General features: G+C 71.8%; 15 protein-coding genes and 1 tRNA gene. 8 read left to right on the plus strand and 8 right to left on the minus strand.

Going from position 1 to position 15325, the window contains the following annotated elements; genetic code table 11:
• Positions 1–109: 109 nt before the first annotated feature.
• Complete coding sequence (locus DEJ05_RS18210; protein ID WP_171907796.1) at positions 110–556, minus strand: DUF4383 domain-containing protein; 447 nt, start codon at positions 554–556, stop codon at positions 110–112.
• A 241-nt stretch (positions 557–797) separates the two neighbouring features.
• Between DEJ05_RS18210 and DEJ05_RS16195 the strand changes: the two genes are divergently transcribed.
• Together DEJ05_RS16195 and DEJ05_RS16200 are read left to right on the plus strand one after the other, a co-directional pair.
• Positions 798–1691, plus strand: coding sequence for a phosphatase PAP2 family protein (locus DEJ05_RS16195; protein WP_181440751.1), 894 nt, complete (start codon positions 798–800; stop codon positions 1689–1691).
• A gap of 160 nt (positions 1692–1851) precedes the next feature.
• On the plus strand, positions 1852–2991 hold the full coding sequence (locus DEJ05_RS16200; RefSeq protein ID WP_027464948.1) for a CE1758 family FMN-dependent luciferase-like monooxygenase: 1140 nt from the start codon (positions 1852–1854) through the stop codon (positions 2989–2991).
• Between the two features lie 227 nt (positions 2992–3218).
• Here DEJ05_RS16200 and DEJ05_RS16205 read toward each other — a convergent pair whose 3' ends face one another.
• Positions 3219–3560, minus strand: coding sequence for a multidrug efflux SMR transporter (locus tag DEJ05_RS16205; protein WP_111039385.1), 342 nt, complete (start codon positions 3558–3560; stop codon positions 3219–3221).
• Position 3561: 1 nt separating this feature from the next.
• Positions 3562–3876 carry a multidrug efflux SMR transporter gene (locus DEJ05_RS16210; RefSeq protein WP_027464946.1) on the minus strand — a complete coding sequence of 105 codons (315 nt, stop codon included), beginning with the start codon at positions 3874–3876 and terminating at the stop codon, positions 3562–3564.
• A 106-nt stretch (positions 3877–3982) separates the two neighbouring features.
• Here DEJ05_RS16210 and DEJ05_RS16215 point away from each other — a divergent pair, with 106 nt between their 5' ends.
• Genes DEJ05_RS16215 through DEJ05_RS16230 form a run of 4 tightly spaced genes read left to right on the plus strand, consistent with a single transcriptional unit; the run spans position 3983 to position 7813 of the window.
• Positions 3983–4561 (plus strand): TetR/AcrR family transcriptional regulator, encoded by a 579-nt coding sequence (locus DEJ05_RS16215; protein ID WP_239001393.1) that lies wholly within the window; start codon positions 3983–3985, stop codon positions 4559–4561.
• Positions 4562–4610: 49 nt separating this feature from the next.
• Positions 4611–5624 (plus strand): permease, encoded by a 1014-nt coding sequence (locus tag DEJ05_RS16220; RefSeq protein WP_111029671.1) that lies wholly within the window; start codon positions 4611–4613, stop codon positions 5622–5624.
• The gene (locus DEJ05_RS16225) at positions 5611–6426 is read left to right on the plus strand and encodes a TIGR03943 family putative permease subunit (RefSeq protein WP_111111089.1); all 816 of its coding nucleotides are present in this window, start codon (positions 5611–5613) and stop codon (positions 6424–6426) included. Before DEJ05_RS16220 ends, DEJ05_RS16225 begins: the two co-directional genes overlap by 14 nt.
• The gene (locus DEJ05_RS16230; protein WP_111111091.1) at positions 6416–7813 is read left to right on the plus strand and encodes a hypothetical protein; all 1398 of its coding nucleotides are present in this window, start codon (positions 6416–6418) and stop codon (positions 7811–7813) included. The genes DEJ05_RS16225 and DEJ05_RS16230 overlap by 11 nt, the downstream gene beginning before the upstream one ends.
• 72 nt (positions 7814–7885) lie before the next feature.
• On the opposite strand, the gene DEJ05_RS16235 is transcribed toward DEJ05_RS16230, so the two are convergent.
• The 4 genes from DEJ05_RS16235 to DEJ05_RS16250 form a co-directional block, all read right to left on the minus strand.
• Positions 7886–8932 (minus strand): NAD(P)-dependent alcohol dehydrogenase, encoded by a 1047-nt coding sequence (locus DEJ05_RS16235; RefSeq protein WP_111046223.1) that lies wholly within the window; start codon positions 8930–8932, stop codon positions 7886–7888.
• A 136-nt stretch (positions 8933–9068) separates the two neighbouring features.
• Positions 9069–10148, minus strand: coding sequence for a glycerate kinase (locus DEJ05_RS16240; RefSeq protein ID WP_111111093.1), 1080 nt, complete (start codon positions 10146–10148; stop codon positions 9069–9071).
• Positions 10149–10343: 195 nt separating this feature from the next.
• A complete protein-coding gene (locus tag DEJ05_RS16245) occupies positions 10344–11480 on the minus strand; it encodes an FAD-dependent oxidoreductase (RefSeq protein WP_258376177.1) in 1137 nt (378 codons plus the stop codon).
• A 22-nt stretch (positions 11481–11502) separates the two neighbouring features.
• Positions 11503–11573, minus strand: a tRNA-Gly gene (locus tag DEJ05_RS16250).
• A gap of 195 nt (positions 11574–11768) precedes the next feature.
• On the opposite strand from DEJ05_RS16250, the gene DEJ05_RS16255 reads away from it, so the two are divergent.
• Both DEJ05_RS16255 and DEJ05_RS16260 read left to right on the plus strand, forming a co-directional pair.
• On the plus strand, positions 11769–12872 hold the full coding sequence (locus DEJ05_RS16255; protein WP_111029676.1) for a DUF6177 family protein: 1104 nt from the start codon (positions 11769–11771) through the stop codon (positions 12870–12872).
• A 25-nt stretch (positions 12873–12897) separates the two neighbouring features.
• Positions 12898–13209 (plus strand): hypothetical protein, encoded by a 312-nt coding sequence (locus DEJ05_RS16260; RefSeq protein WP_146243392.1) that lies wholly within the window; start codon positions 12898–12900, stop codon positions 13207–13209.
• Positions 13210–13245: 36 nt separating this feature from the next.
• On the opposite strand, the gene DEJ05_RS16265 is transcribed toward DEJ05_RS16260, so the two are convergent.
• Positions 13246–15291 carry a cytochrome c oxidase assembly protein gene (locus tag DEJ05_RS16265; protein WP_111029677.1) on the minus strand — a complete coding sequence of 682 codons (2046 nt, stop codon included), beginning with the start codon at positions 15289–15291 and terminating at the stop codon, positions 13246–13248.
• Between the last annotated feature and the right edge of the window lie 34 nt (positions 15292–15325).

Below are 15325 nucleotides of genomic sequence, written 5' to 3' on the forward strand. Positions count from 1 at the left end.
CCGCCGGACCACCGCCGCCGGACCACCCCGCCGAAACTCCCCCCGCACACGACGACGCCCGCCTGCCGGAGCGGCAGACGGGCGTCGGGAGTGCAGTCGAGCGGGAGCGTCAGGCGCGCGCCGCACGCAGTGCGCGGAGGTTCTCCTTGTCGGCGCCGAGCGCGGTGAGCAGCAGGAGCACACCGACGATCGCGTGGAACACGTTGTCCGTGGTGTTCAGCGCGAAGACGTTGGCCGAGGTGTCGACGAAGACGAAGCCGTACACCGCGAAGAGGACGAGCAGGACGCCGACGAGCAGGTTGCCGTTGCGCGATCCGACGGTGTTGCCGAGGCCGGTGATGAGCAGCACCGCGGCGAGCAGCACCCACACCAGGCAGAGCGCCGGGTTGACGCCGAACGCGTTCCACAGCATGCCGCCCTGGCGGTTGAAGAAGCCCGGGTCGCCGTCGGCGGCGAAGAAGAAGCCCAGGACGCCCCAGAGTGCGAGGACGCCGCCGGCCGTGAGTGCGAGACCCCGGTTCGGCGAGGCGATGATGCCCGGTTCCTTGATGGCCACTTCGGTTTCCTCCTCGTACACTGCCGACGCGACGTGCGTCGGTCCCGCGTGGTGCGACGGCCCGGCGGGGATCAGCGATCCCCTCGTGTCAGCGCGCAGTGCACGGCCGACGGGGGTGCGGTTCCCAGCCTCCGGCCGGTGCTCCAACGGTATCGTGTCGGACCCCGACCGACCCAATCGCAGCGCCGCCGCCAGTCGTGCGACGAGCCCGACGACGACCACTCCGAGGAGGACCAGCCCGGTGACCTTGACACCCGAGCGCAGTGCATCCGAGTCGCGCGGACCGTGGGTCTCGCGGCGGGGGCGGTGGGCTGCGCTGGCGGCTCTGGGGTTCGTGATCGTGCCTCTCGTCTACGGGGTCGCGGTGCTGACCCCGGTCGGTCAGAAAGCGGAGGACGCCGCGCTCGGCGGGGTCCGGGAGTCCGACCTGTTCAGCTCGGACACTGCGCTCAACGTCATCTCGGTGCCGGTGATCCTGTTGCTCGTCGTCGTGATCGTCGCCGTGGCGTTCGCCAGACGGCGGCTCTCGGTGGGACTCGGCGCGGGGGTCGTGGTGCTCGCGTCGGCGGCCACCTCGACGCTCGTCAAGCGTATCGCCGTGCGCCCTGAGATCGCTCAGTCGACGACGCCGAACTCGTTCCCGTCCGGGCACGCGACGATCGCACTGGCGGCGCTGTTCGCGGTCCTGATGGTCACGCCTCGTCGGTTCCGCCCGCTGGTGACCATCGTCGGCGTCGGGTACGCGGTCTTCGTGGCGAACCAGACCGTGGTCTACGGCTGGCACCGGGTCAGCGACATCATCGGCGCGTGCGCGATCGCGATGTTCTGGCTCGGGATCGTCCGCGCGGTCGGACCCCGCGTCGACCGCGGGCTCCGGGGCGACCGTGACGGTCGGCGCGGGCCGCGGCGGGTGGTGAGTGTCGTGCTCCTCGTCGCGACCGGGCTCACGCTGGTGATCGGTGTCGCGGCGCTCGTGGTCGGCCTGACCGGTGACGGCGCGTACGACCACGCCGCGATCCTGGTGGCGGGGCGGTTGGCGTCCAGCGCGAGCGTCCTGGCGGTCGTGACGGTCGTGTGGTTCCTCGACGGGATGCACCACGCCGCGCGCACCGACCCGGCGACGCTCGCCCCCTGAGCCGGCCACGCTGCCGACCGCCCGCTGACCCGGGGAGTCGAGCCGGGCCTCCAGGTCGCCCGTCCGACGGGCGCGAGCCTGGCGGGAATGCCACGCCGTGCGCTACGTTGTACCCAGCAAGTCGATGCAAACGCATCGATATCGCGAAAGGCGGCGTATCATGCAGTTCGGCATCTTCACGGTCAGTGACGTCACGACCGACCCCACGACCGGCACCACGCCGGACGACACCCAGCGCGTCCGCGACATCCTGACGATCGCCGAGCACGCCGACCAGGCCGGCCTCGACGTCTTCGCGACCGGTGAGCACCACAACCCGCCGTTCGTGGCCTCGTCACCGACCACGCTGCTCGCCTACCTGGCGGCGAAGACGAAGGACATCACGCTGTCCACGTCGACGACCCTGATCACCACGAACGACCCGGTGCGCATCGCGGAGGAGTACGCGATGCTCCAGGTCGTGTCCGACGGTCGCATGGACCTCATGATGGGCCGCGGCAACACCGGTCCCGTCTACCCGTGGTTCGGCCAGGACATCCGCCAGGGCGTCAACCTGGCGATCGAGAACTACGCGCTCGTCCGCCAGCTCTGGGAGAACGACGTCGTCAACTGGCAGGGCAAGTTCCGCACGCCGCTGCAGGGCTTCACCTCGACCCCGCGTCCGCTCGACGGTGTCCCGCCGTTCGTCTGGCACGGCTCGATCCGCACGCCGGAGATCGCCGAGCAGGCGGCCTACTACGGTGACGGCTTCTTCCACAACAACATCTTCTGGCCGATCCAGCACACCGAGCAGATGGTCGGCCTGTATCGCCAGCGCTTCGAGCACTACGGGCACGGCCGTGCCGACCAGGCGATCGTCGGGCTCGGTGGGCAGTTCTTCGCGCGGAAGAACTCGCAGGACGCGATCAACGAGTTCCGGCCCTACTTCGACAACGCCCCGGTCTACGGCCACGGCCCCTCGATGGAGGACTTCACCGCCCAGACCCCGCTCACCGTCGGTTCGCCGCAGCAGGTCATCGACCGGTACGCCGCGATGAAGGACCACGTCGGCCACTACCAGCGCCAGCTGTTCCTCATCGACCACGCCGGTCTGCCGCTCAAGACGGTGCTCGAGCAGATCGACATCCTGGCCACGGACATCGTGCCGGAGCTGCGCAAGCTGAACGACGAGGGTCGCCCCGCCGATGTCCCGTCGGACCCGCCGTCGCACGCGGCGCGTGCTGCTGCCGCGATGGCGGCCGGCACGGTCGGCAGCGACCACGTCGCCGCCGAGGACGAGTGGACGGGCGCGTCCGTCTGACGCTCCCAGCGCTCCCAGCGCTCGCTTCGTGAGCAGGAACGGTCGGGTCCCGCGAGGTGACCCGACCATTGCTGCTCACCATGCGGTGGGCGCGACCCCAGATCGGACGGGAGGCCCGGTGCCAGCTGGCACCGGGCCTCCCGTCCGTCTCGGCGCGAGTTCTCGGACCGCACTCGCCTCACGGGGTCAGCGACACCTCACGGGGTCGCTGGTGCGTGAGCTGTCGCTCAGCGCGTGAGGTCGGCGACGGGGCGGGCCGGCACGAGCTTGAGGCCGACGACGCACCCGACGATGCCGGCGATGAACAGCAGGCGCAGGACGGTGACGGGCTCCGCGCCGGTGGCCATGCCCCAGAGCACGGTGAGGGCGGCGCCGGTACCGGTCCACACCGCGTACGCCGTGCTGATCGGGATGTGCTTGAGGACGTAGCCGAACGCGACCAGGCTGATCACGATCGTGACGGCGAACACGATCGTCGGGCGGAGCTCGGTGAAGCCGTCGCTCTCCCCGAGTGCGGTCGCCCAGACGGTCTCGAGCGCGGCGCTGACGAACAGGACGATCCAGGCCACGTCAGCTCACCACCTTGAGGCCGATGACGCACGCCACCAGGCCGAAGACCAGGGCGAGGCGGGCGAAGGACGCGGCCTCCTGTCGGCGGAGGATCGCGACGACCACGGTCAGGGACGCCCCGATGCCGACCCAGACGGCGTAGGCGGTGCCGACGGGGATGCTCTTCATCGCGAAGGCCAGCCCCACCATGCTCAGCGCCATCCCGGCGACGAACACGATCGTGGGGACGACCTTCTTGAAGCCGTTCGAGGCGCTGAGGGCGGTGGCCCAGACGGCCTCGAGCACGCCGCTGAGCACGAGGATTGCCCATGCCATGACGATGTCCTTTCCTGCGGGAGTCGTTCGTTCTCGTTGTCGTACGACTGTGCGACAACGAACTCGACGGTAGCACGAGTTCGTACGACTGTGCGAGTATGGCGTCGTGGCCAGGAGCATGGACGTCGACGAACGGCGCCGCACCGTGTCCGAGGCGGCGTGCCGGGTCCTCGTGCGCGACGGGCTCGGAGCGTTGAGCGTGCGGAACGTCGCCGCCGAGGCGGGGCTGCCGCCGAGCACGGTCCGCTACACGTTCCCGACCCAGGCGAGCGTCCGCGAGCACACCATCACGCTCGTGTTCGACCGGATCCGCGAGCGCATCGACGCCATCCCCGCTGACCTGACGCCCGCCCGGCGCGCACGCCGGATCGTGCTCGAGCTGCTGCCCCTCGACGAGGAGCGGGTCATCGAGCTCGAGGTCTACCTGGCACTCGGCAACGCCGCGCTCACCGACGTCGGGCTCCGGCCGACGCTCGACCGGACCGTCGCGGCGATGCGGACGTGGTGCGAGGAGGTCCTCGGGCTGCTCGGGGTACCGGCGGACGACCGGGAGTACGAGGCCTGCCGGCTCCACGCGCTCCTGGACGGGCTCGCGATGCAGGTCGTCCGACTGGCTCCGGGGGAGTCCGGCGACTGGGCGATCGACGTGCTCGACCGGCACCTGGACGGCGTCACCGCGGGTTGAGCCGCCCCGTGCGCAGCCCCGGGCAGGAGGCGTCACCTATCCTGTCCCGGTGACGACGACCACGCGGCCGCCGCAGCGCACCCGGAGCCTCACCGGCCCCGGCCTGGTGCTGCTCGCCGTCGTCGTCCTGCTGGGCATCCGGCTGTTCTCCCCGAGCATCGGGTCGACCGGGCTGCCGGACGTCGTGCAGGACTTCCTCACACTGGCGATCAGCGTGGTCGTCGAGTCCCTGCCGTTCGTGGTGCTCGGCATCGTGCTGTCGATCGTCGTCGAGGTCTGGGTGCCGGTCGGCGCGCTCGAGAAGGTCCTGCCGCAGAACGCCTTCGGCCGTCGCGCCGTGATCTCCCTGATCGGCATGCTGTTCCCGGTGTGCGAGTGCGGCAACGTCCCGCTCGCCCGTGGCCTGATGATGCGCGGGTTCACGCCGGCCGAGGCCGTCACGTTCCTCGTCGCGGCCCCGATCCTCAACCCGCTCGTCATCATCAGCACCGCGCAGGCGTTCGGCTGGTCCGGGTGGATCCTGCCGGTGCGCATCGTCGGCGGGTTCGTCATCGCGAACCTCGTCGGCTGGATCGTCGCCGCGCACCGCCGTCCGGCCGACCTGCTGCTCCCCGCCTTCGAGGCCCGGTGCCGTGCGGCCGTCGGAACGCCTCGCGGCCTGCACCGCTGGCGGCAGAGCGCCGCGCAGTTCGGCGGCGAGACGGCGACGATGATGCCGGCGCTGTTCGTCGGTGCCGGCCTCGCCGCGGCGATCCAGGTCGCGGTGCCCCGCTCGACCCTGGTGGCCGTCGGCTCGAACCCGGTGCTGTCCGTCGCGGCGATGATGCTGCTGGCGATGACGGTGTCGCTCTGCTCGAACGTCGACGCCTTCTTCGCGCTGTCCTTCGCGTCGACGTTCCTGCCCGGGTCGATCACGGCCTTCCTGATCATCGGGCCGATCATCGACGTCAAGATGATCGCCCTGCTGCGCACGACGTTCCGGGTCCGCTTCCTGGTGCTGCTGTCCGTCGTGTGCGTCCTGTTCGCCGGAGCCGTCGGGTTGGTGATGAATGTCCTCGTCTGATGCACGCAGCAACGCGGCCGCGTACCTGGGTCTCGGGTCGGTGTTGGCCGCCGCCCTCTGCACGCTGTGGCTCGCGCTGGTCGGGCACCTCGACCTGTACATCAACCCGCGCTACTCGGTGTTCACGGTTGTGCTCGCCGCCGTCGGGGTGCCCGCGTCGATCGCCGGACTGGTGGCCATCGCGCGCGGGTACGGCCACACGCACGGCGACGACGAGGACGACCTCGACCTGCACCAGCAGCAGCGGACGGGAGGCCGCCGTCGCGCCGTCCGCCTCGCCCTCGGCGGAGCCGCCGCCGTCGTCACGATCGGTGTCACCGTCGCGATGCTCGTCCTGCCGCCGACGACGCTGTCCGCCCGCACCGCCCAGCAGCGGAGCGTGGACTCCGCGACCCTGTCCAACGCCACCGGCTCGGAGTCCGCGGTGCAGCTGCTCGGCAGCGAGGGTGTCGACACCTCGGAGTACGGCGTCAAGGACTGGGCCGCGCTGATCCGGCAGACCACGGACACCACGGCCCTGGTCGGCAAGCAGGTCGAACTGACGGGCTTCGTGGTGCCGGGCGACGACGGGTCCTTCACCCTCACCCGCTTCGTGATCAGCTGCTGCGCCGTGGACGCGCAACCGGTCGGCCTCGGCGTCGTGACCGGCGATGGCACCGGGGCCGTCCCCGACGAGGGGCAGTGGGTCACCGTCCGCGGAGCCCTGGCCGCCAACCCGGACCAGTCCGCCGACGCCCGCATCGTCGTCAAGGCCGCGAAGATCACCGACATCGCGCAGCCCGAGGACCCGTATGAGTTCTGAGCGCCGCCCCGTCGCACACCGCTTCCACCGCCGGTACGTCGCCGTCGTGGTGGTCCTCGCCGTGGTCGCCGCGCTCGCCGCGGTCGTCGGCTCGCAGCAGGGCCCGCGGCTCCGCGACGTGTCCTACGACGCGACCGGCCTCGTCACCCGTCCGGCCCAGCGGGTGATCCTGACCGCGAACCAGGCGCTGCAGAAGGTCGCCGCCGCCGATGTCCGGGTCAGCCCGGCTGCGGCGCACACCGTGACCTCGAGCGGCAACACCATCGCCGTCGAGTTCGCCGGACCCCTGGCGTACGACCGCGAGTACACCGTGACGGTCGCGGGCGTGCGGGCACCCGGGCAGCGTGCCACGTCCGACCTGACGGCGGCGATCCGCACCGGCAGCACCGACGTGCTCGCACTCGTGCCGGGGCAGGCCGGGGCGAAGGACCGCATCGTCCGGCGATCCCTCGACGCGGGCGGCGCCACCACCGTCTACGAGGGCACCGCGATCTCCGAGTACGCCCGGCTCGGCCGTTCCCTGGTCGTCGTGAGCGGCACGGACGCCAGCTCGTCCGTGGACATCGTGGCGCTGAGCGGTGGCGTGCAGGACGCCGACGCCCCCGTCGAACACCTCACCCTGCCGACCTCCGAGGGTCGCGTCACGGCGCTCCACGTCGCCGACGACGGTGCCTCGTTCGGGTTCGAGTACGCCGACACCTCGACCGGGCAGTCCCGGAACACCGGCCTGTACGTGGTCGACATGACGGGCACCCACATGCCCACGGCGATCGCGGCGAACGGCAAGCCGAAGACGGGCGCCGTGCCGATGACGGTCGGGCAGTGGGCCTACGTGCCGCGGACCGAGAGCGCGCTGGTCCGGACGGGCAGCGACGACCTGGTGCTCGTCGACATGAGCGGGCGTGCCGACCCGGTCCGGCTCGGCAGCGCCACCTACCTGCACGGCTTCGTCGGCACCGGCACCACCGCCGTCGTCGAGACGGGCACCGGCATCGAGCGGCTGGACCTGACCGACGGGTCGAAGTCGGCGCTGCAGGCGCCCGCCGCGAGCACCGATGCGGCCGTCCTCGGCCGCATCGCCCAGCTGTCCGACGACACGTACCTGCGGGTGCTGGGGGACGTGCGGTCGGACGGCACCATCGCGGCACGGATCGTGCGCGTGGACGGGGGACGGGCCTCCCGGCTGCCCGTGACGATCCCGGACGACGCGAGCGTCACCGCGGTCTGCCCGTCCCCGAACAGTCAGTTCGTCGCGGTCGCGACGAAGTCGGCGACCGGCGAGCTCGTGAGCATCGTCGACGCGGCCTCCGGCGCGCTCGAGGCGAGCATCGACGCGGGCTCCGTCGACTGGTGCGGCGCGCTGCCGTCCGGTGACGAGGTCGGCTGACGGAACCGAGATGACAGACAGGAGGCCCGTTGCCAGCCGGCAACGGGCCTTCCGTCTGTCAGGTGGTGACGACTACGCCAGCGTGGCCGTGTCGATCACGAAGCGGTAGCGGACGTCCGAGGACAGCACGCGCTCGTAGGCCTCGTTGATCTGGTCGGCGCTGATGAGCTCGGTCTCCGGGAGGATCCCGTGCTCGGCGCAGAAGTCGAGCATCTCCTGGGTCTCCTGGATGCCGCCGATGGCGGAACCCGCCCAGCTGAGCCGACGCGGGATGAGCGCGAAGGCCGGCACCTCGAGCGGCTCGGACGGAGCACCCACGTTGACGAGCGTGCCGTCGACCTTGAGCAGGCCGAGGTAGGAACCCATCGGGATCTTCGCCGAGACGGTGTTGATGATCAGCTCGAAGGAGTTCGCGAGCTTCTCGAACGTCTCCGGGTCCTTCGTCGCGTAGTGGGCCTTCGCGCCGTAGCGGAGCGAGTCCTCCTGCTTGGAGGTGGTCTGCGACAGGACGGTGACCTCGGCGCCGAGCGCGACGGCGATCTTGACGGCCATGTGACCGAGCCCGCCCATGCCGACGACGGCGACCTTGGTGCCGGGGCCGGCGTTCCAGTGGTGCAGCGGCGAGTAGGTCGTGATGCCGGCGCAGAGCAGCGGCGCGACCTTCTCGATGTCGAGCGACTCGGGGACACGGAGGACGAAGTCCTCGTTCACCACGACGGCCTGCGAGTAGCCGCCCTGGGTGATCGAGCCGTCGGCCGGGTCGACGCTGGCGTAGGTGCCGATGTTGCCCTTGAGGCAGTACTGCTCCTGGCCGGCGACGCAGTTCTCGCACTCGCCGCACGAGTTCACCATGCAGCCGACGCCGACGCGGTCGCCGACCTTGTGCTTGGTGACGTTCTCGCCGACCTCGGTCACGTGGCCGACGATCTCGTGGCCGACGACCTGCGGGTACTGGATGGGGCCCCACTCACCGCGGACGGTGTGGATGTCCGAGTGGCAGATGCCGGCGTAGGCGATGTCGATCGCGACGTCGTCCGGGCCGACGTCCCGACGGGTGATGGTGGTCTTGACGAGCGGCTCGGTCGCTGACGGTGCCGCGTACGCGTTGACGGTGCGCAATGATCTCCTCGTGGGGGTGGTGCGTTGCGGGCCGGTTCCGGCCCGGAACCAGTGTGCGCGCAGCCGCGGCCGGGTGGGAGGTACAACCAGGACACCCCTGTGCCCGCGGACGGGCGCGTCGCGGCGTTCTGCTCGCTCAGGCGAGCCGGGCCAGCCGCTGCCCGGCGATCGTGGCGAAGCGCAGCGGGTCGGCGAGGGCGTCGTCGGGTTCGCCGGTGGTCTGCGTCGCGAGCACGGTGAGTGACGCCGCGGCCCCGTAGTCGTCGAGCGGGGCCTCGATCGCGCCGGCGACGAGCATCGAGCGGGCACCGGGAGCGTGCGCCGCGGTCAGGTCGCGGACCACCGAGGGCACCTTGCCGACTGCGCTCTGCCCGTCGAAGCGCCCTTCGCCGCTGATCACGACGTCGGCCCCGTTCGCTCCACCGGCCCCGTTCACGTCGGACCCCTCGAGCAGCGCCGGCAGCCCGAGGACCTCGGCGACGGCCGCGGCCCCACCGGCGAGCGTGGCGCCCCACACCAGCAGGCCGAACCCGACACCGCCGGCGGCTCCGGCGCCCGGGGTGTCCGGGTCGACGTCGGGGAACCGCGCGGCCCAGGTGGCGAGCCGGTCGTCGAAGGACCCCACACGGTCGGGCGTGATGCCCTTCTGCGGGCCGAAGACGGCGGCGGCACCGGTCGGACCGAGCAGCGGAGAGGTCACGTCGGTGAGCACGGTGACGCCGAGCGGGGGGAGTGCTCGGAGGCCGTCGGTGGCGGCTCCTTCGCTGTCGAGTCCGAGCGCCTCGAGCACCGGTCGCCCGCCGTCGGTGGACGCGCTGCCCCCGATGCCGAGCACGAGCCCCGTGGCACCGGCGTCGAGCGCGGCGGCGATCGCCTCGCCGAACCCGCGGCTCGTCGCCGTGTCCGGCATCGGTGCGTCGAGCAGGGGGAGGCCGCTCGTCGCGGCGAGCTCCACCACCGCGCGGCCGTCGGGCAGCCGGAGCCAGTGGGTGTCGACCGGCGTGCCGGCCGGCCCGGTGACGGTGACGGGGACCCGGACGGCTCCGGGGACGGCGGTCTCGAAAGCGTCGAGCGTGCCCTCGCCGCCGTCGGCCATCGGGACGAGCACCACGTCGTCGTCGGGGCGTTCGGTCAGCCAGCCGGCACGGACCGCCGCAGCGATCGACGCCGCCGTCGCGGTGCCCTTGAACGAGTCCGGAGCCACGATGATGCGCACGGCTCCCACCGTAGCGGCCGGTCGCGAGACGCCGGCGTGTGCAGAACACGCCGGCGTGTGCGCGGGTGTGAGACGCCGGTGTGCGCGCAGGACGCCTCGTTGTCCTCGAGACGCCTCCGGATTCGGCGGCGTCTCGACGACATGACGGCGTCGAACGAACAACGACGGCGTCTCGCGAACGACCGCGCGCTGGCGTCAGGGCGCGGGCACCGACTCCGGCAGGGCGAAGCGCGGATGCGGCACGCCGCCCATGGCGAGGTCCGCGAGCATCTCGCCGAGCAGCGGCGCGAACTTGAAGCCGTGCCCGGAGAACCCCGTCGCCACGGTCAGCGGCCCGACCCGGTCGATGACGAAGTCCTCGTCGGGGGAGTTGTCGTACAGGCAGCTGATGAACTCAGGCTTCGTCGCGTCGACCCCCGGCACGTACCGCGCGACGTACGCCTGCAGCCGCTCGGCCTCGGCCGGCACGGGCACGAAGTCCCGGTGGTCCGGGTCGACGACCGGCCCGGTGCCGTGGAACCCGACCTTGACGCCCTCGCCCGGCGTCAGCAGCCCGTACACGTCGTCGCCGTCGGCCCAGTGCACGAAGCTCGGCCAGGCCGCGTCCGGCAGGTGGCTGGGGAAGTGGGCCGGCTGCTCCTGGGTGACGCGGATGGCCGGGAGGCCCGCCCCGCGTCCGGCGAGCAGCTCGCCGACCAGCGTGGGGGCCCACGAGCCCACCGCGGCCACCACGGACGCGGTGCGGACCGCGCTGCCGTCGGACAGCGTCACGGTGACGTCGTCACCGTGGTCCTCGAGCCCGGTGACCCGGGTGTCGAACCGCAGGTCGGCGAGACCGGTCGCTTCGGCCAGCGTGAGGAACACCTCGATCGTCCGGTCGGAGCGGATGCGTCCGGCCGACGCGTGGGTCAGCACGTTCCCCTCGAACGCGATGCCGGGCCAACGTGCTGCCGCCTGCTCCGGTGTGAGCGACTCGTGGGGGATGTCCGCGTCGGCGAGGGCCGCGGCGATCGCGTCGACGACCTCGGGCCGGCCGTGGTCGACGGCACCCGTGCGGACGATGAGCTCTTCCCCGGCAGCGGCCTCGAGCGCTTCCCACAGCGCCAGTGCCCGCGTGGTCAGCGCGACGTACTCGGGGTCGGCGTAGCCCTGCCGGAAGATCCGGGTCGCACCGTGCGAGGAACCGAGGTGGTGGCCGCGAGCGTGCTGTTCCACGAGCAGGACGCGCTCGCCGCGGGCGGTGAGGGCGTACGCGGTCGCGGCGCCGACGACCCCGGCACCGATGACGACCACGGGTGCGGCGTGTTCGGGGGAACCGGAGGAGGAGGACAAGCGGCGAGCGTACGTCCGACAGAGCGAGTGACGGGAATCGAACCCGCGCTACCAGCTTGGGAAGCTGGAGTTCTACCATTGAACTACACTCGCGCGCCCCGCAGAACGGGACTCGGCAAGCCTAGCGGATTCTCGCCTGGAAGCCAGCCGACCGCGCACCGTACGCCGTCTCGCCGGCGCGTGTCGCGCCTCCCGAGTCTCCGCTGTGAGGGTGGGCGCCTGACGGACAGGTGTCGCCCCCGTGTGTACCGTCCAGGGAGTTCCAGCCCCGAACCGAGGAGGACCCGGATGGTCAGGCATCCCCTCATCGACGACGTGGTCGGCTCGGCGATCGTGGTCGAGTCCGCCTCGCCCGTCGTGTGGCTGACGGACGCGCTCGCCTCGCTGCTCCGTCGGTCGGCGGACGCCGGACGGACGGTCGTGCTCCGCACCGGCCGGGCCGCGGCGATCACCCCGGCGCTCCGGCACGCGCTCGGCGCGTACGGCGCCGCGTGGGCGGTGTCCGACTTCGACGGCACGCTGCGTGACGGCCGGACCGGCGTCGCCGCCTCCGACATCGAGGACTTCGTGCACCGCGGCCCCGAACTCGTGGGCACCCCGTCGCCCGAGCACCCCGTCTCGGCCGACTCGGTGCGACAGATCAGCATCGACCTGACCCTCCGCCACCACCCCGGCCGTGCGGTCGACATGGGCTCCGCGATCGAGGCGCTGTGCCACACCGTCGGCACCTGCCCGACCCGGTGGGGCACCGCCGAACCGCTCACCGTGCCGTGGGACCGCTGGGTCGTCACGCAGTACGCGAAGCACGAGGCACCCGGCATCTCGACCTCGTACGCCGTCGGCGAGGGGTTCTCCGCGACGATGACCGCGCACCTGGTCGGCGGGGTCGTCGTCGAGACGATGTCCGCCGTGCTCACCGTGCCCGAGGAGAACACCGACCCGGGCCTGGCGAACCGGATGTTCGACGCCGTGCAGCGGGTCGCCGACCAGGTCGTCCCCGTGTTCGGCGTCGTCATGCAGCGCCGCGGCGACGCGGACCACCTGGTGCGGGCCGTCTCGCACGGCGAACCGTCGCCGCTCGCCGTCGTCGTGGGGCCCGAGGCCGCCGGCTTCCTGGACCGCGACGGCGTCTGGCCGCCACCGCGCACCACGACCGCGACCTTCGCAGCCGGCTCGGCCGCCCGCCCGGATGCCGACGCCGCTGACGACGGCGGCATGATCGTCCGCTTCGAGGACGGCTGGGAAGCGCTCGAGTCGTTCCTCGACCGCATCGACGAGGACCGCTTCCTGCAGCTGGTCGGTGGCGCACCGCTCGACCCCGCGCACGACGAGGGCACGCTCGACGGCCACGTCCGCGACGACCGGATGGTGGGCGGTCAGGGTGCCGCGTGACGTCACCATCCTCTGCCGCCAGCCGGTGGAGACGCGCGAGGTGGCGGAGGCGCTCCTGCTGCACGACGAGACCTGGGGTGTCCGGGCGCTCGACGACGGCCCGATGATGCAGGTCTGCCGTGACGCCACCCACCCGGTGATCACCGTGCTCGGCGTGCGCCGGGTGGACTCCTTCGACGAGGTCGAGCGGATCCTGCCGGACGCCCCGACCCTGGCGACACCGCTGTGGTGGGTCGACACCGTGACCCCCGCCGGACCCGACGGGGAATCGGGGATCTCGGCCGCGCTCGAGGCCGCGATGGACCTGGACGCGGTCTGCATCGTCCACGGGGACTGACCGGGGCAACGCCCGCCGTGTGACCGGTGCTGCGGGTCAGTCCCGCTTGCTCATCGCCGCCAGGCGCTCGTTGTACGCCTTGAGGTCGGCGTCACCGTCGCGGTCGGCCTTGCGGTCGAGGCGCTTCGCGTCGCGCTTGTCCGAGCGCATCCAATTCCGGACGACGAGCAGGGCCACGAACACCATCGGGAGCTCCGAAGCGCCCCAGGCGATGCCGCCGCCGGTGTGCTGGTCGTCGAGCAGTGCGGCGTCGTTCGTCTGGCCCAGCGCGTGGAACCAGTCGATCGCGAACACCGACTGCGACGTCATGACCGCGACGCCGAAGAACGCGTGGAACGCCAGGGTGGCCAGCAGGGTGATGATGAGCATCGGGTACGGCGGGCGCTGGGGGCCCGGATCGACGCCGACGAAGACCCAGAAGAACAGGTAGCCGCTCAGGACGAAGTGGATGATCATCGCGACGTGCCACTCGTGCGACTGCATCGCGGCCTGGTACGCCGGCGTGAAGTAGAACACCACGAGGGACCCGGCGAAGATGATCCCCGCGACGGCGGGCTTGCCGAGGAACTGCATCCAGCGGGAGTGCACGAAGAGCATGAGCCACTCGCGGGCGCCGCGTGAGCCGTCGTTCCGGACCGGCAGGGTGCGGAGCGCGAGCAGCACCGGGCCACCGAGCACGAGCGGCAGCGGGACGAACATCATCAGCAGCATGTGCTGGAGCATGTGCGACGAGAAGTGGATCATGCCGTACACGGCGGGGCCGGCCGACGTGGTCCAGATGAACAGGGCGCAGCCGATCAGCCAGGCGATGGTGCGCCCGACGGGCCAGGCGTCGCCGCGCTTCCGGAGCTTGCGCACCGCCAGCAGGTACCAGACGGCCCCGACGACGGCCAGGCCGAGCCACACCCAGTCGATGTGCCACTGGGTCAGGTAGGTCTGCGTGGTCTGTGCCGGCGGGAACGGGAACCCGATCAGGCCGGAGCGGGTGTCCTCGCCCGTCGCCGGGGTCTGCGGGATCGGCGGCTGCGAGCGGGACACGGCGACCGAGACGCCGATGGCCACGGCCATGAACACGATCTCGGCCAGCGCGAACCGGGTGAACAGGCGGCGGTCGAGCGGCGCGCGGAGGAGCCCGGGCACGAGCTTCCGGCGCTGCACGATCCCCGCGACGCCGAGCAGCACGAGGATGAGCGCCTTGACGGTGATGAGCCAGCCGTACGTGGTCGTGAACAGGTCGAGCGGGCCGGTCAGACGCAGCGACGCGTTGACGATGCCGGAGAACGCCACGGCCCCGAACGACCAGCCGGCGAGCGTCGAGTACCGGGCGATCACGCGTCCGGTCGCGCCCTTGGTGCGGGTGCGGAGCAGGACCACGGCGACCAGGCCACCGGCCCACACGCACACCCCGACCAGGTGGATCGCGAGCGAGTTCACCGCGTTCGCGTGCTCGAGCGACCCGGCGGCGTGACCGGACAGGGCCAGGGGGAGCAGGGCGAACAGGCCGATCACGGTGGCGAACGCCAGGGTCGTCACCCGGGTGGCGAAGGCGGCCACCACCGTGGCGACGAGGATCGCGGCTGCCGACACCACGAGCGCCTGGCCGATCTCGACCTGGAACGCGAAGAGCATGAAGTTGCGGGCGAACACCGGGCTGGTGAGCGGGACACCGAGGGTGTTCGCGCCGGTCAGGACGATGCTCACCGCGGCGGCCAGGAACCAGACGGCGCCGGTCGCCGCGGCCCACCGGGTCGCACGGTGCTGCACGCTGGACAGGGCGCCGTGGTCCTTCTTCTGCGCGGGCAGCGCGAAGGCGGCGACGATGAGGAGCCCGATGGTCAGCGCCGCCATCGTGTCGTGCACGACGCGGGCGATCGGCAGGCCGTACTCGACGACCTCGCCGGCGGACACCAGCTGCTGGCTCGCGCTGAAGGCACCGGTGATCGTCAGCCCGAGGATCGAGCACGCGACGGCCAGCGGGATCGCGATGACGAGGACCGTCGCGACGGTGGACGAGCGCCCGGTGGTGGGGGCGGCGTCCGGCGCTGACCCCGTGGGCTGGGTTTCGGGTGACGTGACGGTCATGACCGTCCAATCGTAGGCGTGTCGGCTGGACGGC

The sequence above is a fragment of the Curtobacterium sp. MCLR17_045 genome (assembly GCF_003234405.1).
Lineage (GTDB): Bacteria > Actinomycetota > Actinomycetes > Actinomycetales > Microbacteriaceae > Curtobacterium > Curtobacterium flaccumfaciens.

Excerpts from the sequence above, each read along its gene's own strand:
- DEJ05_RS16200 (WP_027464948.1), top strand. The coding sequence starts at position 1,852 with ATGCAGTTCGGCATCTTCACGGTCAGTGACGTCACGACCGACCCCACG.
- DEJ05_RS16210 (WP_027464946.1), bottom strand. The coding sequence starts at position 3,876 with ATGGCATGGGCAATCCTCGTGCTCAGCGGCGTGCTCGAGGCCGTCTGG.
- DEJ05_RS16225 (WP_111111089.1), top strand. The coding sequence starts at position 5,611 with ATGTCCTCGTCTGATGCACGCAGCAACGCGGCCGCGTACCTGGGTCTC.
- DEJ05_RS16230 (WP_111111091.1), top strand. The coding sequence starts at position 6,416 with ATGAGTTCTGAGCGCCGCCCCGTCGCACACCGCTTCCACCGCCGGTAC.
- DEJ05_RS16255 (WP_111029676.1), top strand. The coding sequence starts at position 11,769 with ATGGTCAGGCATCCCCTCATCGACGACGTGGTCGGCTCGGCGATCGTG.
- DEJ05_RS16265 (WP_111029677.1), bottom strand. The coding sequence starts at position 15,291 with ATGACCGTCACGTCACCCGAAACCCAGCCCACGGGGTCAGCGCCGGAC.